The organism is Sporichthya polymorpha DSM 43042, from assembly GCF_000384115.1.
Lineage (GTDB): Bacteria > Actinomycetota > Actinomycetes > Sporichthyales > Sporichthyaceae > Sporichthya > Sporichthya polymorpha.
Genome location: NZ_KB913029.1, coordinates 1957589 through 1975133, shown reverse-complemented (window position 1 = coordinate 1975133; position 17545 = coordinate 1957589). Strand labels below are relative to the sequence as shown.

Sequence of the window (17545 nt, the reverse complement as noted above, 5' to 3'; positions counted from 1 at the left end):
TACCGACACCGAGTGCAGGAGCACTGAATGGCAGCAACGCAGTACGCGTACAAGGTCAAGGACAACCGCGGGAAGCTGGTCGAGGGCAAGGTCGAGGCCGACAGCGAGAGCGCGGTCGCCGACAAGCTCCGGTCGATGGGCTACCGCCCGCTGGAGATCAAGCAGGCGAACACCGGTCTGGACCGGGAGATCCGCCTGTTCGGTCGCGAGCGCGTGAAGCTCAAGGATCTCGCGATCTTCTCGCGCCAGTTCGCGACGATGATCAACGCGGGCCTGTCGATGCTGCGCACGCTGACGATCCTGTCGGAGCAGTCGGAGAACGGTGAGCTCAAGCGCGTCCTGCGCCTGGTGAAGACCGACGTCGAAGCCGGCTCGTCGATCTCGGCAGCGTTCGCGAAGCACCCCAAGGTGTTCCCGCCGCTGATGGTCAGCATGGTCCGTGCCGGTGAGGCCGGCGGCTTCCTCGACCAGAGCATGCGTCAGATCGCCGACAACTTCGAGTCCGAGGTCAAGCTCCGCGGCAAGATCAAGGCCGCGATGACCTATCCGGTCGTCGTACTGATCCTCGCCATCCTCATGGTCATCGGCATGCTGCTGTTCGTCGTGCCGATCTTCAAGGACATGTTCGCCACCCTGGGTGGCACCCTGCCGCTCCCGACGCGAATCCTCGTCACGCTCTCGGGATGGATGAAGTTCCTGGCACCGATGCTGGCGATCCTCACCGTCGCCGGCCTGTGGGCCTGGCGGAAGTACGGCCAGACCGAGCAGGTGCGCAACGTCGTCGACCCGCTCAAGCTGAAGCTGCCCGTCTTCGGCAAGCTCTTCCAGAAGGTCGCGCTCGCCCGGTTCGCGCGGACGCTGAGCACGCTGCTCAAGTCCGGCGTCCCGATCCTCACCGCCCTCGAGATCACCGGTGACTCCAGCGGCAACGTCGTCATCAGTCGCGCCCTGGAGCAGGTGAAGGACTCGGTGAAGTCCGGTGAGTCCATCTCCGGCCCGCTCAGCCAGCACGAGGTCTTCCCGTCGATGGTCGTGCACATGATGGCCTCCGGTGAGGAGACCGGCGCCCTCGACGACATGCTCGGCAAGATCGGCGAGTTCTACGACCAGGAGGTCGAGGCGACCACCGAGTCTCTGACCGCCCTCATCGAGCCGCTGATGATCGCCTTCCTCGGCACCGTCGTCGGGTCGATGATCGTCGCCCTGTACCTCCCGATCTTCAAGATCTTCGACCTCATCCAGTAACTGCCCTTACGTCCGAAGAAGTGGCTGCAACAGCAGCCACTTCTTCGGACGTCAACGGCTAGAACGAGCGCAGGTCGTTCAGGTCGTGGATGACGGCGCGGATCTGGGCGATGGTCTCGTCGGTGTCGGTGATGAGCTCCTCGAGCCGGTCGGCGTGGGGGGCGCCGACGGACGCCGTCATCGCCTGCATCGTCATGCCGGCGGCGAAGAGGCGCTGCAGGACGTGGTCGTGCAGGTCGGCAGCGATGCGGTGGCGGTCCTCCAACAGGATCATGCGCTGCTGGGACTCGCGGGCGTCGGCGAGCTCGAGGGCGACGGCGGCGTGGTTCGCGAACGAGGTCGCGAGCTCGAGGTCCTCGTGGTCGAAGGGCTCCCCACCGCACGTGCGCGCGATCAGAAGAGCCCCGCGGGCGCCCTGCTCGCCGAAGAGCGGGACGACCATGACCGGGCCGACCATCACCATCGGACCGCTGCGACGGACCTGCTCGACGCCGTTGGGGCGCTCGGCAACGTCGGCGGCCAGCACCGGTTGCCCGGTGCGGATCACCTCGCCCGAGATCGAGTGCTGGGCGTCGACGACGACGCCGACGAGGTCCTCGGTGTTCTCCCCGTGCGCGACCTCGATCATCAGCTCGTCGCCCGCGGGTGTGGGCAGCAGGACCAGCGTGATGTCCGCGCCGGCGATCGAGTTCGCGGCCCGCGCGACGGCGTGTAGGGGCTCCTCCCCGCCGACGGAGAGCAGGCTGCGCGTCACCTCGATGGACGCCTGGAGCCACTCGCGGCGCCGCTGCTCGGCGGCGTACAGCGCGAGGCCGTCCGCGGAGGTCTCCAGGTTGTTCATGTCCCCGCTCCCACCGTGCGGATGACGTCCACCAGGCGACGGCGGGCCGAGGCGGGCGCTGCGGGCGCGCATCCGACGCGCACCACGAGGTGGGCGTACCCGGGACAGCCGGCGGCAACCTCGACCATGTGCCGGGCGGCCGGGACCTCGATCGGCAGGCTCAGCACGTGCGCGGCCGTGTCGAGCGCGGTCGCGGTCAGCAGGACACGCTGCAGCGCCTCTCCCGCGCGCAGCCAGGCCGCGGGGCTGTCGGTGGGGGTGCTGAGGACCAGACACGTGCTCGTCCGCCAGTCCAGGTCGTCAGGAATCCACGTCGCCCCGGCCCGCCAGGCCCGCAGCTCGGCGAGGTAGGCCGCGTCGGCGTCCAGCACGACCGCGGCCACGCGGGCGGCTCGGGCGGCCGCCGCGGGGTCCATCGCGACCAGATCAGCTCCTTCGGCCCTCGCAGCCGCGACGAGGGCCGCGACGAGGGCCGGCTCGGCCGGGGTGGTGAACGGGCCCCACGAGGACCGCCGCCGCAGCGTGGCCCAGTCCAGACCGGCCAGGACGAGGTCCGGGTCGGTGATGTCCGGTGCCGGGCGCAGCATTGCGAGGTCGTCGACGTCCCCGGTGCCCAAGGCGTCGGGGCCCCAGGTCACCTCGTCACCGATCCCGGCCGCCGCGAGGGCGACCCGGGCGTTGAAGACCGCGGCGCCGCAGCTGAGCAGGAGCTGACGCCCCGTCGGATCAAAGACAGGCAGCCGACGGGACCGGTCGGCGCGCACCACCAGTCGGTCCGGGTGGAGCACCAGCCGCCAGGGCTGGCTGTTCCGCACCGAGGCGGCGAGCGTCGCCCGGACGGCCGCGCGGCGCAGCACCGCCGGCAGCACCCGGGTCAGATCCGGTGTGCGGTCGTGCTCGACGGTCATGGACACCTTCCGCTCACTGGCCGTTCCATGGTCGCCGCCGGCGAGCGCGGAACACAGGGCCGAAGGTCCCGCAGCTCAGGAGTACGCGGCGGGGATCTCCGCAAACGTGGCCTGGCCGAACGCGGTTTGCACCGGGTTGAGGTAGAACGGCGGCGGGGCGTACCGCAGGCGGGTGTCGTAGTTGTAGTCCTTGAGGTACCCGGTCCGCCATCCGGACCCGGTCGTCCCCACCGCCCCGCGGTACTTCTGCGAGATCGAGCCGTACACCTGCAGGTTGTCCAGCGGTGCGCCCATGTTGTAGAGCTCGACGCCGAAGCTGTGCTGCAGGGAGAGGATCGCGGCCTCCAGCTTCAAGGTCTTCGGCCGGTTCGGGTACAGATCCGTGGCGCCACGCAGCTCGTTGATGGTGTCGCACGAGTTGCAGGACATCGGGTGCCAGATCAGCACCGAGTTGTTCGCGACCAGCCCGAGACTGTCGTTGCCGTTGTGGCCGGTGGCGTAGGTCTGGTTGTCCGTCACGTAGATGTTGTTGTCGGCACCGATCGTCACACGGCCCTTGAGGATTCCACTGACGAACGCGTTCCCGTCCCGGCAGGAGTACTTCGCGACGGAGTTGTCCGGGTTGGACGCGGTGGTGAGGTCGAGAAGGGTCTTGACGCTGCACGCGGCACTGGCCTTCGGCGAGGACTGCGTCGCCGGCAGGTTCTGCACGTAGATCACGTTGTTGTCGGGCACGTTCACCTGGACGTTGTCCGGCTTGTTGCCGCCGCAGGTGGCCGGGCTGGTCAGGGTGTACGGGCTCCAGACCCGCATCTTGCCGTTCGACTCGAACTTGATCCGGGTCGGTCCCGTGAACAGACATCCAGGGGTGCCGACGCTGGTGGCGGCCACGGTCTGGGAGCGGAGGCTGGTGTTCGACGGCGGCAGCGTGATCATGCCGAGGTAGGTGAGGCTGCGCGCGAAGGTCGGGTTCGCCGTGCCGTTCGCGCGGTAGCAGTTCGCGACCGGCTTGGGCTTGCCGTTCGAGCTCGGCGCGCAGTTCGGCCACGCGGTCGAGGCGGTGCCGGCGAACACCGGGTTGCCCTGGAGCAGGATCGCGTCGTTGCTGTGCAGCGGGCCGTTGATGCGGTCACCGGTGATGAACTGGATGTCCTGGCAGGACGAGTTCCGCGCCGGCGAGCCCCAGTAGTAGCGCGCGCAGTACACGGCCGCCTGCGAGCTGCTCATCGGGTTGCCGTCGTACACGTAGGTGTTCGCCGGGTCCGTGGACTCGATGTCGGAGTAGTAGAGGAAGTCACCGAAACCCTTGCGCTGCACGACGACCCGGACCGTGCGCGTCTCGTCGCGCACCTTCCCCGTCGACACCACGGTGATCGAGCCGTTCGTCCCGGTCGACGAGGTGTCCGCCTCGTAGTGGTAACGCGCGCAGTTCAGCGGGGTCGGCGTGGTGGAGCAGAGGACGCCCTTCGGGTCGCGGGCTCCGGGCACCGGAACCCATCCGATCGCAGTGCTCGCCCCCCACCCGCAAGCTCCGCCCAGGGGCCGGCGCATCGCGAGGTTCGAGCAGTCGAGAGTCTGCCAGTAGACGTTGTTGGCATTCAGGCGCGAGACGTAGTCGTCGACGCCGGCCTGGGCGGCTGCGAGCGCCGCGTGGTAGTCGGTGCTGCGCCGCGCGTCCGACATCGACTCGATCGCTCGGTCGGTCAGTAGGCCGAGCATGAGCGAGAGAATGGTCCCGTAGCCGAGCACGAGGATCATGCTCATGCCGGCGTCGTTGCGGCGATGGCGCTCCAGCAGTGCGCGCAGGCGTTCCGTCATGACGGCTCTGGCACCGGAACGGCCGTGGCGAGCACGGACGTGGAGGCGTTGGGCAGTGTCACGCGGGTTGCGGACAGGAACCCGCCGGCACCGACACCGTTCGGGGTACGGACCGGCAGGGTGATGTCGATCGAGTCGACAATCAGGAGCTGATCCGGCGTCAGGCCCGGGCGAGCCCCCGGCGGGGTGAGCACGTCGGCGGCGTTGTCGCGGTACACGAACATCGGTGTCGGAGACGGCCAGTCCAGCCCGCGCACGAGGGTACGGACGCTGATCCGACACCCGGCTTGCTTCGGGATGCACGGCGTGTAGCGGAAGTTCGGCGCGCTGCCGACGTCCGGACGCTGGGTCTTCTGGGTCAGCACCCACTTCCCGTTCTCCTCCTCCGCGGCGAAGGTGATCAGGAACGGCCCGGTCGGGTCACCGAGGTTCGCGAACAACTGCAGCCGGTCGCCCTCCGCCGCCGTCAGCGCGGTCGACACGGACGCCGGTCCGATGCAGCTGCCGCACCCGACCTGGAGCTGCGCGGGCTGCACCGCGGTGCGCAGCACGCGGGTCAGGGCGTCCATGCCGACGCGGGCCGAGTCGAGGTCGGCCATGCGGATCTCGCCCGCGGCCGTCTGCCGTTGCGTGCTGATCACGAGCATGGTCACCATGCCGCCGAGCGTCGCGGCCAGCACGGTCGAGGTCATGATCTCCACGAGCGTGATACCCCGGTCGCCGTGGCGGCGACGTAGTCCGGCCAGCAACTGACGGATCATCATCATGGTGGTCACAGCAATACGTTCGCCGTCACGACCTGGGGCCCGGGCTGGTCGGCCCGGAGGTCGATCGTCGGCCAGCCACCGAGGTGGGGCAGGAAGTTCTTCACCTTGATCTGCCAACGGCCGTAGGGAAGCGAAATGCGAACCATCCCGGAGGAATCGGTCTTCACCGGCAGCTCCAGCACCTCTCCCGCGCCCGACCCGCCACTGACTGGATCGCTGACGGTGGTCGCGCAGCCCGTGCTCTGGTCCTTGGCGTGCACGGCGTAGACCGACGCATCGGGAACGGCGAGCAGCCACAGCGCGAGGCGCACGTGCACCGTGACGGGCACCAGGGGCACGTTGGCGGTCGTCGACGTCCCCGGCGTGAGCACGACGGGATCCTGGCGCTCGCCGCCGGTCACGATCGGGTCGGCGTCGTTGCACGAGCCGGCCCACAGGTCGATGCCGTCCGGGAAGGGCCAGGCGCGGAAGCTCCGGATCGGTCCGTCCCCGGGCAGAACCCGACGACCGTTCGGCGTGAAGGCCGTGTTCGCCGCGGTCAACGGGATGTTCTTCGCCGGGGGAAACTCCGGCAGGCTGGGCGCGAGCGCGGCCTCGACGTCGGCCGCGGTGGCGTAAGCGAGGTTCGCCTGCGCGATGGCGTTCGCGAGAACCGTGACCGTCTGCGTCGAACTCGGCCCCCAGGTCGTGCGGTCGATCCCGTTGGGCGCCGAGACGCTCGCGGTGTAGGTCCCCACCGGGAGACCGGCGAAGAAGGAACAGCCCCCGTCCGCGGTGGTCTGGGTGTCGGTGCCGCCTGGCCCGTTCAGGGTGACCTGCCGGCCCTCGACCCGCTCGCCGGTCTGGTCGACGACCGTGACGCGAAGGTGGCCGGTGCCCTGGGCGAAGGTGCCGAGGGGCGGCGTCAGCAGCGTGCTCGACTTCACCGATTGCGTCGAGCCCATGTTCGGCCACGACACCTCGGCCGTCACGCGCAGGTACGCGAGGGGCGCGTTGCCCCCGCCCGCGTCGACGTCGCAGGGGCCGTTCGCCGCCCCCTGCTGCGTCCACTCGGCGACGCGCTTCACGGTGAACGGGACGCCGTCGATCAGCAGCGGCTGACCGACCGCCCCACCGGGCAGCGGGTTGTGGTTGACGACCTCGCCGGCCTCGACCTGCTTCGGGCCGATCGCCGGGGAGTTGAACGCGGAGCGGGCGATGTCGATCTCGCGGGCTGCGAGCGCCGCGGCGCGGACCCGGTTCCGGTCGTCGGTGGTCACCTGCATGACGTCGATCAGACCGGTGGAGACCGTGGTGCCGACGATCGCGAAGATCCCGAACGCCACGACGACCTCGGCCACGCTGAACCCGCGGTCGCGGGGCGGCCCCTCGGTACGACGTGCCTTGCGCCAAAACATGCTTCGCTCCCAGTCGGACATCCGTGTCCGCAGGTCGCCGCCCTGGGAACGATCCGAACCGGGTCCAGCCGTCCTGGCGTGACCTTTGTCGGTACGGCGCGTCGTGCGGGTCAACCGTGCTAATGGCCTTGTCGGTCGGGACTTTGGTCCGGTTGAGGATCCGCAGGTTTGGGTTATGTCAAGGAACGGTCAGCGGTCGAGCTCGCGGTACGTTCCCGGGTTCACGTCGAACAGGGACGGCGGCGGGTTCGCGACGTAGCAGGCGTCGAGCGAGGCGTTGAACGTGCCCGTCATGTCGATGGTGTCCGCATAAAGCATGCCGATGTGGTTCGCGGTGCCGTTGGCTTTGAACAGCTGCCCGCCGGGAGCGGCCCCGGAGAGGTACAGCGACGCCGCGAGCTGGGTGTTCCCGTTCAGTCGCGCGTTGCCGCCCTGGACCACGATCAGCAGCGACGCGTCGAGGCACATCGGACTGTTCGCGTCGGTGATGCGACCACGCGACCACAGCGACCCGTCGAGCGGCTTGAGGTCGACGGTCTGATTCGCGTTCAGGTCGAAGAACAGCACGGTGTGCGGGTTGACGCTGCCGTCCGGGACGGTCCAGGTGGTCGACGTGTAGTAGGTGCCCTGCGCCTGCGCCATCGTCTTCAATTGCTCGAGCTCGGAGTCGGTCAGCGCCGGCCGCTTGATGTTGAACGTCCGGAACAACGCCTCGTCGTCGCGCAGGAACGAGCCGTTGACGTCGAGCTTGCCGTCCAGGTCGAGGTCGCGCGGCTGGTACGGCGTCTGGCCCGCGGCGACGCCGCAGAGCCCGAGCGGGTCGAGCAGCGCGCTCAGCCCGGTCAGTGCCCCACCGAGACGGTCCTGGTCGTACGGGTACTTGCTGTTGCACGGCTTGAGCGAGGCGCCGAGCAGGTCGAGCCCGCCGTGGATCGGCTTGTTGGTGTTCGCGCAGTACTGTCCGCTGCCCTGCGACTCGGTGATGATCTGCGAGGAGTGAACGCCGACCGGCACGCCGTAGGCGGCGTCGAGGCCCGACTCGAAGTGGGTCGCCACCTTGTCGCGCTTGTAGACGCAGCCGGTGCTGAAGATGCTGATCTGGTGCAGGTCGACGGTGCCGCCGAGGTTGACGGTGCGCCCGAAGATCCCCTTGGGGAGGTCCACCGGCGCCACGGTCACCTCGACCTCGATGGTCCGCTCCGCCGGGCCACCGGCGACGCCGGTCGAACGCACCACGTAGCGGTCGCCGTCGTCGCCGTTGTTGATCAGCACCGGCTTGATCGTGGCGGTCCAGCGCCCGCCGCCGCGCACCTCTGCGGACACCGGGTTCGACGCGCTCCACGGGTTCGTCGGACAAGTCGTCAGGTTGCAGACGACTCGGCGCGTTCCGTTGGCCCGGATGTACGCGACGGCCTGGGCGACGCCGGCCTCGGCCGCGTCGAGCGCGCGCCCCGCCTGCTGCGCCTCGCCGGCGCCGCGCATGTCCCGCACCGCCATCGTCGCACCGACGCCGGCCAGCGTCGTCACCAGCATCATGACCGACATCGTCATGAGCATCGCGGTGCCGCGGTCACGCGCCTCTCCGAAGCGCGCACCGCGAGCAGAGTGCCGACGTCTCATCAGATATCTCCGCATCAGGCGATGTGCCGGTTCCGGAAGTCGACCTGGGTCCGGTACTCCTGCTGCCGCCCGCCGCGGAACACCGCGACCTGCAGCACGACGGAGTCGATCCGGGCGAGCTCGGCGCCGTCCGGCTTGCCGTTCTGGTTGCCGACCGGGGCCGGCGTGGCGTCCAGCTCCTCCCAGTCGACGATCCCGTCGGCGTTGCGGTCGTACTGCCACTGGCTGCTGCGCAGCGAGAGCGTGAACCGGGTGACGTTCTCGGCCAGGATCGGCGTCGTCACCGCGTGACCGGCCGCGTCGTTGACCGTCAGCGTGATCTGGCCTGTCCCCGGCGTGTAGCGGTAGGTGAGGACCTCCGGGTCGGCGGCGTCGTAGTCCTGGTGCGCGTCGTTGTCGAAGTCCGCCCAGAAGGTGATTGCGGTTGGCGCCGTCGGCGTCGAGGGGAGATCGACCTGGAGCAGCGTGCCGGCCTGGCGCAGCTCGCGGACGAGCCGCTCCATCGCGCGCCGCACGTCGGCGGTGAGCTCGCTGTTGAGCCGCGCGTCGTCGGTGACCTTGCGAGCGCCGAGAGCGGCGCCGAGCAGCAGCGCCCCGATGACGCTCGTCAGCACCATCGCGACGAGGAGTTCGACGATCGTGAACCCCTGGTCCCGCGACTCGCGCAGCCGCGCGGTCATCGGTTGTCCTCGGCACGGCAGCTGGAGGCGCCGACCGCCATGGAGACCGCCGTCGACGGCGCCGACGCCCCGCCCACCGGCTGGGTCTGGACGTTCACCAGCGCCGGGATCGTCACCTCGGCGACGTGGTTGGCCGCGACGTTCGTGACGCGGTCCTTGGTCAACCCCGTCAGGGACTCGATGTAGTCACCCAGTTCGTGGTCGTTGCTCACCGGCGTGCTCAGCGGGATCGCCGCGAGCGGGTCCTCCGTCGTGTTCGGCGTGATGGTCCCGGCGTGGACGTACTGGCCGACGCCGAGGCCGAGCAGCGGCTTGCCGAACAGGTCCAGGACCGGCGTCCACTTCCAGTACTCGACGTCGGCGCGGTAGCTGACCTCCGTGCTCGCCGTGTGCGCGACACCGGTGACCCGGCACCGGGCGGCCGAACGCGCGGTGATGCGGATGAGACCGTCCGGCGCCTGCGCGGTCGGCAGCACGCGGACGACGCTCGCGTGCGCGCCGCCGCAGGCCTCGGCCGACAGGGGATTGGACGGCGCCTGCTCGTCGGTGCTGTTGATGTAACCGCTGCCGGTGATGCGGGACAGCGGCGCGGTCACGCTGAACGCGCAGTTGTACAGGCTGCCGAGCACGTCCGGCAGGAGGCTGCCCACCGTCGGCAGCGCGTTCACGTAGACCAGCGGCCGGTCCGGCTCGAGACCGGGGAGGGTCGGCGCCTCGGCCCGGAACGAGAACCCGTCGACGCTGACGGTCTGCACCGGGTTGAGGAACCCGGCCAGGCCGTTCACGCCGGCCCGCGGCAGGCCGTTGTCGGCCGCGAGCACGAACGGGGTGATGGCGGTGGCGGTCCAGCACGGGTCGGAGCACCCGGAACCGAGCGATCCGACGGACGCGTTGAGGTTCGCGATGTTCGTGTACGGCGCCGAGACCGACAGCGCCGCCCCGGACTGACGTCCGGTCAGCGAACTCGACGCGGTCATCGCGGTCAGGTTCGCGCGGGCGGAACTGGTCGTGGAGAGCGAGCCGGAGAGGTCGAGCATCCCGCCGGTCAGGGTGATGTTCTCCCCGTTGGACCGGGCCGACCCGACCTCGATCGCGGTGCCCTGCGCGTCGAGCTTGAGGCGCGTCTCCGAGGGCGTGCGCGACGCGATCTGCGTGTAGACCGTCACCGGCTTCCAGCGGTCGTGGTCGCGGTAGAGCACGGTGGCCGTGACGCCGACCTGCGAGGACGGCGGCCGGTCCTTGCCTGCGACCTGGCTGTCGAAGCCGGCCGGGGGCGTGAGCACCAACGGCGTGGTGCCGGGCGAGACGAAGGAGGTGTTGAGGACGATCGCGAAGCTCGGTGGCATGTCTCCGGTGCCCGGCGCGAACACCTTGCGGTACATGGGGACGCCCGCCGGCTCGTACGAACAGCGCGCGGTGCTGCTCGCGGAGACGTACCCGCTCCAGCTCGCCTGCGGCGGGTTCGGAGTTCCCGTCCCGCACGACGGCGCCGTCGTCGGCGCGCTGACGTTGCGGAAGTAGGTGTCGAGCAGATCGCGGTGGTCACCGGCGGTCGGCGTGACGCGGAACGGCAGGGTGCGCATGGCGTCCAGATGACCCTGGAGCAGGCCCTTCGCCTGGGAGGCGAGCTTCGCGTTCCCGGAGGCGCGGATCGACGCCATCATCTGCGGTCCGACCGCGGCCATGGTGATGCCGAGCAGCGTGATCGCGACAACGACCTCGAAGAGGCTGAACCCGGCGTCGGAGCGCCGCAGCGCGAAGCGCCGCCGCAGTCGCTGCCACCGTCCCACCCGACGTAGCTCAGTCACGGGCCACCCGTCCGGTGAGGCCCTCCACGGTCAGGGTGTCGACCCGGTCCGATCCCTCACGGGTGATCGTGATCGAGCCCGGCGTGGCCGTGCCCCGCGGATAGAAGGTGATCCCGTCGATCGTCGAGGCACCGGCGGCGAACGTCGCGGAGGCGATACGCACCCCGTCCTCGACGCGGATCGGCCCGTCGATCAGGACCTGCCCGGTACCCGTGCAGGATCCGCGCAGGACGGACCAGCTCTGCGCCGCGAGGTCGAAGTCGATGCACAGAGTGCGGCCCTCGGTCACCGCCCGCTGCTGGGTCTGACGAAGCAGCGCCTCAAGGGCGGAGGTGGTCGCGGTGTGCCGGGACCCGGCGGTCCAGCTGTGCAGCGTCGTGACGCCGATGGCGGAGAGAATCCCGAAGATCATCAAGCTTGAGCAGAGCTCGACCAGGGTGAAGCCCGCGGCGGAGCCGCTCGACGCGCGGACTCTCCTCGCGACGTTCCCCATCACTGCGGCTCCCGGCCTGACCTCGTGTCGGGACGCGGCGGTGCATCCGCGTCACGGGTTACTTCGGCCGATGCGTCGGTGATCTGAACCTCGGAGCAGTGTTGATCACGTCTCGTCCCGCCGTGACCGATCCGTCCGGAAAGACGGTGGTGCCGGCGCTGTCGACGTCGCACTCCGCGGGTCGCACGGTCCAACGGCCGGACTCGCGCTCGACGCACATGGGTCGGTCCTCTCCCACCGCCCGCTGCTGCGCGTCCCGGAGCACGAGTTGCCGTTCGGCCTGCTCGGCCCGATCCTGAGCGTCCGAGGTCCACCGCGGGGCGGCGGAAGCGACGACGGCGGTGAGCACGCCCACCGTCGCCGCCGCCACGCAGATGCCGACGAGGTTCACGCCTCAGCGCTCATCGGTCACGACGCCTTGACCTCGGCGAAGGTCTGCGGGTCCCACGTGGCGCCGCCCGGGGCGGGCAGGTACGGCGGGGGGTCGCTCTTGAGCTTGCTGTTGTACTTCATCTTGAAGTCGAAGCCCATGTCGACGCCGGCGCCGGCGACGTCGATGCCCAGGGCGTTCACGCCGAGCTTCAGCAGGTCGGCCGCCATGATGCCCTTGTACCGCTGGGCCAGCGAGCCGTTGAGCTGCAGGGTCGGCGGATCGATGTTGATCGCGATCAGGTTGTTGAGCAGGCTGACGTTCGCGACCGGGCTGAGCAGCGGCATCTGCACGCCGAAATGGCCGCCCGTGACGATGGCCGCGTCGACGGTCACCGGCTTGTTGATCCCGAGCGAGTTCAGCACGTTGGTCAGCTGCAGGTGCGTGATGGACCCGCTGTTGAGCAGCCCGAGCACGCTGGGGACGAGACCCGACAGGTCGCTCAGCGACGCGCAGGTGCCGAGCGAGAGCAGGCACTGCAGCGAGTTGTAGACCTCGACCGGCCCGTCGGCGACCAGGCCGAGACGGTCGTTCTCCGTGGTGGCCGTGAGGTCGCTCAGGATCGTGATCTTGCCTTCGGTGCCGATCGTGGTCTTGCCCTGGTACTTGCCGCTGACGCGCACGTCGGCGGCGCGGCAGTCGGACGGCGAGAGCAGGGCGCCGTTCACCGTGGCGGCGACGTCGAGGTTGTAGAGCCCGAGGCCGGCGGCCGAACCCAGCAGGCACTGCACGGTGGCGGTGAGGCCGGGGGGCGGCGACGCGAGGTCCTGAACGTAGATCGCGCTCGGGATGGCGACCGGTGTGGGGTTCGAGGGGAGGATTCCCGAGGTGAGGTCACCGAGCAGGTTCCCGGAGAGGATGTTGCTCAGCGAGAGGTTCACCGTGCTCGGGCAGCCGAGGCCGAGCAGTAGGCACGTGGTGCCGAGCAAGAGGTTCGCCAGCCCCCCGAGCAGGCCGCTGACGATGTTCAGGTTGCCACCGGAACCCGTCCGCACCTTGATGTCGAGGTTGAGCCCGAGCAGGTTCGGCGCCGCACCGCCCATGCACCGGTCGCGGTCCGCGGTGGTCGCGAACGTCGAGTACGGGCTCCAGACCTGCATCTTCCCGGCGTTGGCCCCCTCGAGGAACTTGATGCGAGTCGGGCCGGAGTACGTGCACCCGGTCGCGGTGGCGGCCGCCGCGGCGATGTCGGAGGTCAGCACCGTCGGCATCGTCAGGTCGTCGGCGTAGCTGGGGTTGCCCTTGCCGTAGCTCGGCGAGCCACCCACGACGCAGTTCGACGCGGACGTGGCGCAGGTGGGCGTCGACGCGCTCACGAGGCTGTTGAACGACGGCGACCCCGTCGCGCGGAAGACGTCACGGGTATGCACGCGACTGCCGTCGGTGCTGTCGTCCGCCCGCCACCTCGGCAGGACGCACCCGGAGGCCGGCCGGGTCGGCTGCCCGTTCTCGGACCACGACTTGTACTGGCACCCCGCCGGCGCGCCGGTCAGCCCGAGCAGCGGGATGTTCGGGTACGCGAGGCGGTCGTTGGGGTCCGCCGCCTCGCTCTCGGAGAAGTACAGGTAGTCGGTGAAGCCGCGCTTCTTCAGCGTCACCTTCACGGTCCGCTCCTGGCCGCGGGATTTCCCGGTGGCCGTCACGGTCCACTCGCCACCCGCCGGGACCGCGCTGTACTTGAAGCGCGGGCAGTTCGGCGGCAGCGTCGCGTCGGTCCCGGTGCACGTGTTGCCGGCGCCGTCGACGGAGCCGGCGATCGGCGTCCACGCCGTGGTCGTCGCGGTGGTCAGGCTCGGGTTGGCGCGCAGCTTGGCGACGAAGTCGTCGACACCGGCCTGGGCGGCCTGGATCGCGGCGTTGAAGCCCTGGGACCGTCCGGAGCTCTGCATGCCCTGCACGGCATAACCGCCGACGACGCCGACCGTGAGCACGATCGCCGTGCCGAGGCCGACGACCGGCAACAGCGCATAGCCGCCGTCGCCCCGGTTACGGCGGAAACGTCGCTTCGACAAGAACTGAAGCATCGTCAGCGTCCCATCACGGAGTTGGGCAGGAACACGGTCGCGGTGGCGCTGGTGCCTTTGTCCAGCTGCGAACCCGCAATCGGCACATCGATCAGCACGCAGGAGATCCGGGTGAGCGGGACAACGGCGTCAAAGTCCGCGCAGTGCTCGTCGGCGAAGTCGAAGACCGGGTCGGTCGCGGTGAGCGGCCAGGTCAGACCGCGCGCGAGGACGCGCTTCGTGCAGCCGACCCCGCAGGTCGTCGACGGCGATCCGCCCGGCGCCGCCGCGGCGAATGTCTCCTCGACCAGGCGGGCGGTGCCGGCGTGGTCGGGGTCGGCCTCGACGCGATAGGTCGTCAACTGCGCCTTCCCGGCCTCGCCGTAGTTGGCGTAGAAGGTGACCGAGTTCGACCCGGCCGTCAGAAACGCGGAGTCGCAGTTCGTCGCGCAGGCGGAGTTGATCTGCTCGGGGCGGACCGCGGTCCGCAGGCTCTTCGTCACCGCGTCGAGCGCGACGCGGACGCTGTTCACGCCCGTGAGCCGGGAGCTGGTGCCGGCGCTGCTGCGGAGCATGTCGATGACGAGCGTCGTGAGCAGCCCCCCGACGACGGTGAAGATGACGACGCCGACCATCACCTCGATCAGCGAGAGCCCGGCGTCCCGACGCACCTGCTTCATGACGGCCCGCCTCACGACAGCACCGTCGCGTTGATGACGGGTGGCCGGTCGCCGAGCGAGGGCCAGCGGACCGAGACCTCGACGCGCAGCACGTTGCCGGTCGCCGCGGTGTACGAGACGCCGGTGGTCGGGTGTGCGTCGCGGCCGGCGGTGTCCAGCCAGGTGGCGCGGCGCTCGACCGTGTACCCGATGCCGTCGACATTCTTCGTCGTCGTCTGCGTCGTCTCCGGGATCGAGCCGCGGGAGACGCGGAACAGCGCGCGGCTCCGCTCGATCTCGGCGGAGGCGAGGTTGGCCGCCCGGACGCGGTCGCGGTTGTCCCCGGCGGTGTGCAGCGAGTCGACGGCGATCGTCACGCACGCGACCGCGAGCACGGCGAACACGCTCAGGGCGACGATGATCTCCACCAGGCTGAACCCCGCGTCGCGAGCTCCACGACGCGTTCGCTGCCTGTTGGCTCCGTCACCTTCGGGGACTGCGGCCACGCAAATCTCCAAAGTCCGACCTGCCAAACCGCAGGAAGCTTCGGATTTTCACGCTCTGTACTTGAGTCGGCCCGGGACCAAGGTCCTGGGCAGTCCCTGGGAGTTGGCCGAGATCGTTGGCTGACGGTACGTCATTCCCGGGCAATTCGGCTCTAAAGGGACAGCCGGCATCGTCCGTACGGAGGATCTCTCGCCACCCGCAGGGTCCGACTTGGACCGATCCCTCAACCTTGCCGACTTCCGGGCCGACACCCCCCTCGACCGAAACGTCGCAGCGCAGCCTTCCTCTCCACCGGCGGCGCGACGGCGCACTCACCCTCCGTCCATCCGCCAGGGAGCACCATGTACACCGCACTCCGCAAGTCCCTGAACCGGGAGAACGACAAGGGCTTCACCCTCATCGAACTCCTGGTCGTCATCGTGATCATCGGCATCCTCGCCGCGGTCGCGATCCCGATCTTCCTCAACCAGCGCAAGAAGGCTGCTGACGCGTCGGTCAAGTCCGACGTCCGCAGCGTCGCCACCGCGCTGGAGACGGCCTTCACCGACAACGCTGCCTACCCGGCAGCCGGCACCGGGGCAACCGAGCTCGGCACCCTGCCCGTGGCCGGTGGCACGCTTTCCGTTGCCGGCGAGCAGGTCCGCCTGTCGCCGAACAACACCGTCGCCGAGGTCCGCTACAACGCCGCCGCTGCGTCCGCTACCGCGTTCTGCGTCCGCATCGTCAGCAGCAAGGGCTCGAACGCGACCGGCTTCGTCTGGCGTAGCGACGCCGGCGGCCTCCAGCCGGCCTCGGTCACGGCTTGCGACACGGCTGTGTACACGCAGGCCATCCGCTAGGGCATCTAGGCAAGCACAGCTCCACCCGCTCCGGGGAGACAGTGAACGCTGTCTCCCCGGAGCGTTTCCATGCCCGCCCGAAGAACCGCTGGCAACTCGAGGGTCGTCCGAACGGATGAGCTTTGAGCCGCAAGGCACCTCGCCCTCAACTCGGTCGAACGGAGGGCCGACACCCCAGTCGAACCACACACCGGCCGCTCCCCTCACCTCGGCCGTAGTACGGCTCACCCCTCCAACCCGCCAGGGAGTTCCATGTACACCGCACTCCGCAAGTCCCTGAACCGGGAGAACGACAAGGGCTTCACCCTCATCGAACTCCTGGTCGTCATCGTGATCATCGGCATCCTCGCCGCGGTCGCGATCCCGATCTTCCTCAACCAGCGCAAGAAGGCCGCCGACGCCTCGGTCAAGTCCGACGTCCGCAGCGTCGCCACCGCCCTCGAGACGGCGTTCACCGACACCGCCGCGTACCCGAACGCGCCGGAGATCACGAACACGACCTCTGCGACGAGCACCGGTGGGTCGATCGTCATCGCCGGTGAGACCGTCAAGCTCTCGCCGAACAACTGGGTCAAGGCGATCAAGTACAACGGCGCCGTGACCGCGTTCTGTGTCCAGGTCGTCAGCACCAAGGGCTCGGAGACCACGAACGGCTACGTCTGGAAGAGCGACGCCGGCGGCCTGCAGCCCGCGAACAGCGACTGCACCGCCTACACCACCGACCCGCCGGCCGGGGGCTGATCAGCCTCCGTACCGCTCCAACTGGCTCCGGGGAGACAGCTCAGCTCTGTCTCCCCGGAGCTTCACTTCCACCACACGATCGACCTGGAGGCTCCGTGTCCGGCACCGTCGCCCGACGCCCGCGGGTCTACATACCCGGCCGCAAGCTCCTCACCGGGTTGCCGATCGTCGCCCTCCTCGTCGTGGGGGGAGCGGACCTGGCGTCGGTCGCACTGGTCAAGGTCTCGGTCCCGGACAACGCCAACGAGGCGGCCCGGGCCGGGGTGATGGCCGTCGACGGCCGGGACATGGCAACCCCGCGGACGGCCGAGACGGCCTACAACGCCGCGAACGCCGTCGCCGACCTGCACCGCATGACAATCGATCCTCAGACCTTCACCGTCTACGCCGATGGTTCGGTGGAGCTCACCGCTCACCGCTCGGCGCCGACGATGCTTTTCAAGCACATCCCGGGGCTGAAGACCCTGACCGACGCCACGGTCAGCGTCCGCGTCTCGCGCCCCGACTGGTAACCCGTCCACGGAAGGACCTCCGATGACCGACAGCCCCAACGTTCTGCCGACGGACGCCGACCGCACGCCGGCGCCCGACATGCTGGGCGAACTCGGCCCGCTCGCCTACGGTCTGGTCGTGCTCTCGGAGATCGACGACCTCGCGGACGTCAGCACCCTGTCCGAGCGCCAGGCCGCGCAGCTGCCGTCCCAGGTCGAGCGGACCGTCGAGCGTGACGCGCGTTCCGAAGCCCTCCTCGGCGAGCTCGGCGCGCTCGACCTCTGACCTGACGCAGCG

The 17545-nt window shown here is 69.5% G+C and carries 18 protein-coding genes; 5 read left to right on the top strand and 13 right to left on the bottom strand.

The features are described from left to right. Positions 1-27 precede the first annotated feature (27 nt). Positions 28-1245 carry a type II secretion system F family protein gene (locus SPOPO_RS0109810; protein WP_019874603.1) on the top strand — a complete coding sequence of 406 codons (1218 nt, stop codon included), beginning with the start codon at positions 28-30 and terminating at the stop codon, positions 1243-1245. 58 nt (positions 1246-1303) lie between these two features. Here SPOPO_RS0109810 and SPOPO_RS0109805 read toward each other — a convergent pair whose 3' ends face one another. The 13 genes from SPOPO_RS0109805 to SPOPO_RS0109745 form a co-directional block, all read right to left on the bottom strand. After that, positions 1304-2086, bottom strand: a complete 783-nt coding sequence (locus SPOPO_RS0109805; protein WP_019874602.1) for a GAF domain-containing protein — start codon at positions 2084-2086, stop codon at positions 1304-1306. After that, complete coding sequence (locus tag SPOPO_RS0109800) at positions 2083-2994, bottom strand: hypothetical protein (RefSeq protein ID WP_019874601.1); 912 nt, start codon at positions 2992-2994, stop codon at positions 2083-2085. The genes SPOPO_RS0109805 and SPOPO_RS0109800 overlap by 4 nt, the downstream gene beginning before the upstream one ends. 75 nt (positions 2995-3069) lie before the next feature. After that, positions 3070-4812 (bottom strand): hypothetical protein, encoded by a 1743-nt coding sequence (locus SPOPO_RS0109795; protein ID WP_019874600.1) that lies wholly within the window; start codon positions 4810-4812, stop codon positions 3070-3072. Then, on the bottom strand, positions 4809-5588 hold the full coding sequence (locus tag SPOPO_RS0109790) for a PulJ/GspJ family protein (protein ID WP_019874599.1): 780 nt from the start codon (positions 5586-5588) through the stop codon (positions 4809-4811). The genes SPOPO_RS0109795 and SPOPO_RS0109790 overlap by 4 nt, the downstream gene beginning before the upstream one ends. After that, a complete protein-coding gene (locus tag SPOPO_RS0109785) occupies positions 5585-6976 on the bottom strand; it encodes a carboxypeptidase-like regulatory domain-containing protein (RefSeq protein ID WP_156869755.1) in 1392 nt (463 codons plus the stop codon). The genes SPOPO_RS0109790 and SPOPO_RS0109785 overlap by 4 nt, the downstream gene beginning before the upstream one ends. 189 nt (positions 6977-7165) lie before the next feature. Continuing rightward, complete coding sequence (locus SPOPO_RS0109780; RefSeq protein ID WP_156869753.1) at positions 7166-8596, bottom strand: hypothetical protein; 1431 nt, start codon at positions 8594-8596, stop codon at positions 7166-7168. A 14-nt stretch (positions 8597-8610) separates the two neighbouring features. Beyond that, the gene (locus tag SPOPO_RS0109775; protein ID WP_019874596.1) at positions 8611-9276 is read right to left on the bottom strand and encodes a PilW family protein; all 666 of its coding nucleotides are present in this window, start codon (positions 9274-9276) and stop codon (positions 8611-8613) included. Then, positions 9273-11084 carry a type IV pilus modification PilV family protein gene (locus SPOPO_RS0109770; protein WP_084670967.1) on the bottom strand — a complete coding sequence of 604 codons (1812 nt, stop codon included), beginning with the start codon at positions 11082-11084 and terminating at the stop codon, positions 9273-9275. Before SPOPO_RS0109770 ends, SPOPO_RS0109775 begins: the two co-directional genes overlap by 4 nt. Continuing rightward, positions 11077-11577: a GspH/FimT family pseudopilin gene (locus SPOPO_RS0109765; RefSeq protein ID WP_019874594.1), complete on the bottom strand. Its 501-nt coding sequence runs from the start codon at positions 11575-11577 to the stop codon at positions 11077-11079. The genes SPOPO_RS0109770 and SPOPO_RS0109765 overlap by 8 nt, the downstream gene beginning before the upstream one ends. Before the next feature lie 58 nt (positions 11578-11635). Next, positions 11636-11968 carry a hypothetical protein gene (locus SPOPO_RS0109760; protein ID WP_019874593.1) on the bottom strand — a complete coding sequence of 111 codons (333 nt, stop codon included), beginning with the start codon at positions 11966-11968 and terminating at the stop codon, positions 11636-11638. 17 nt (positions 11969-11985) lie between these two features. Beyond that, positions 11986-14019: a hypothetical protein gene (locus tag SPOPO_RS0109755; RefSeq protein ID WP_156869751.1), complete on the bottom strand. Its 2034-nt coding sequence runs from the start codon at positions 14017-14019 to the stop codon at positions 11986-11988. 14 nt (positions 14020-14033) lie between these two features. Next, on the bottom strand, positions 14034-14690 hold the full coding sequence (locus SPOPO_RS0109750; RefSeq protein ID WP_019874591.1) for a PulJ/GspJ family protein: 657 nt from the start codon (positions 14688-14690) through the stop codon (positions 14034-14036). An 11-nt stretch (positions 14691-14701) separates the two neighbouring features. After that, the gene (locus SPOPO_RS0109745) at positions 14702-15175 is read right to left on the bottom strand and encodes a type IV pilus modification PilV family protein (RefSeq protein ID WP_281168157.1); all 474 of its coding nucleotides are present in this window, start codon (positions 15173-15175) and stop codon (positions 14702-14704) included. Positions 15176-15517: 342 nt separating this feature from the next. Here SPOPO_RS0109745 and SPOPO_RS35865 point away from each other — a divergent pair, with 342 nt between their 5' ends. From SPOPO_RS35865 to SPOPO_RS0109725, 4 genes are all read left to right on the top strand, one after another. After that, the gene (locus tag SPOPO_RS35865; protein ID WP_019874589.1) at positions 15518-16015 is read left to right on the top strand and encodes a type II secretion system protein; all 498 of its coding nucleotides are present in this window, start codon (positions 15518-15520) and stop codon (positions 16013-16015) included. A gap of 252 nt (positions 16016-16267) precedes the next feature. Then, complete coding sequence (locus tag SPOPO_RS35860; RefSeq protein ID WP_019874588.1) at positions 16268-16756, top strand: type IV pilin protein; 489 nt, start codon at positions 16268-16270, stop codon at positions 16754-16756. Positions 16757-16851: 95 nt separating this feature from the next. Then, the gene (locus tag SPOPO_RS0109730; protein ID WP_019874587.1) at positions 16852-17268 is read left to right on the top strand and encodes a hypothetical protein; all 417 of its coding nucleotides are present in this window, start codon (positions 16852-16854) and stop codon (positions 17266-17268) included. Between the two features lie 22 nt (positions 17269-17290). Further along, positions 17291-17533 carry a hypothetical protein gene (locus tag SPOPO_RS0109725; protein ID WP_019874586.1) on the top strand — a complete coding sequence of 81 codons (243 nt, stop codon included), beginning with the start codon at positions 17291-17293 and terminating at the stop codon, positions 17531-17533. Positions 17534-17545: the final 12 nt, after the last annotated feature.

Coding starts and splice junctions, on each gene's coding strand:
- SPOPO_RS0109795 (WP_019874600.1), bottom strand. CDS start 4,812: ATGACGGAACGCCTGCGCGCACTGCTGGAGCGCCATCGCCGCAACGAC.
- SPOPO_RS0109765 (WP_019874594.1), bottom strand. CDS start 11,577: ATGGGGAACGTCGCGAGGAGAGTCCGCGCGTCGAGCGGCTCCGCCGCG.
- SPOPO_RS0109800 (WP_019874601.1), bottom strand. CDS start 2,994: ATGACCGTCGAGCACGACCGCACACCGGATCTGACCCGGGTGCTGCCG.
- SPOPO_RS35860 (WP_019874588.1), top strand. CDS start 16,268: ATGTACACCGCACTCCGCAAGTCCCTGAACCGGGAGAACGACAAGGGC.
- SPOPO_RS0109780 (WP_156869753.1), bottom strand. CDS start 8,596: ATGAGACGTCGGCACTCTGCTCGCGGTGCGCGCTTCGGAGAGGCGCGT.
- SPOPO_RS0109785 (WP_156869755.1), bottom strand. CDS start 6,976: ATGTTTTGGCGCAAGGCACGTCGTACCGAGGGGCCGCCCCGCGACCGC.
- SPOPO_RS0109725 (WP_019874586.1), top strand. CDS start 17,291: ATGACCGACAGCCCCAACGTTCTGCCGACGGACGCCGACCGCACGCCG.
- SPOPO_RS0109810 (WP_019874603.1), top strand. CDS start 28: ATGGCAGCAACGCAGTACGCGTACAAGGTCAAGGACAACCGCGGGAAG.
- SPOPO_RS35865 (WP_019874589.1), top strand. CDS start 15,518: ATGTACACCGCACTCCGCAAGTCCCTGAACCGGGAGAACGACAAGGGC.
- SPOPO_RS0109775 (WP_019874596.1), bottom strand. CDS start 9,276: ATGACCGCGCGGCTGCGCGAGTCGCGGGACCAGGGGTTCACGATCGTC.
- SPOPO_RS0109805 (WP_019874602.1), bottom strand. CDS start 2,086: ATGAACAACCTGGAGACCTCCGCGGACGGCCTCGCGCTGTACGCCGCC.
- SPOPO_RS0109750 (WP_019874591.1), bottom strand. CDS start 14,690: ATGAAGCAGGTGCGTCGGGACGCCGGGCTCTCGCTGATCGAGGTGATG.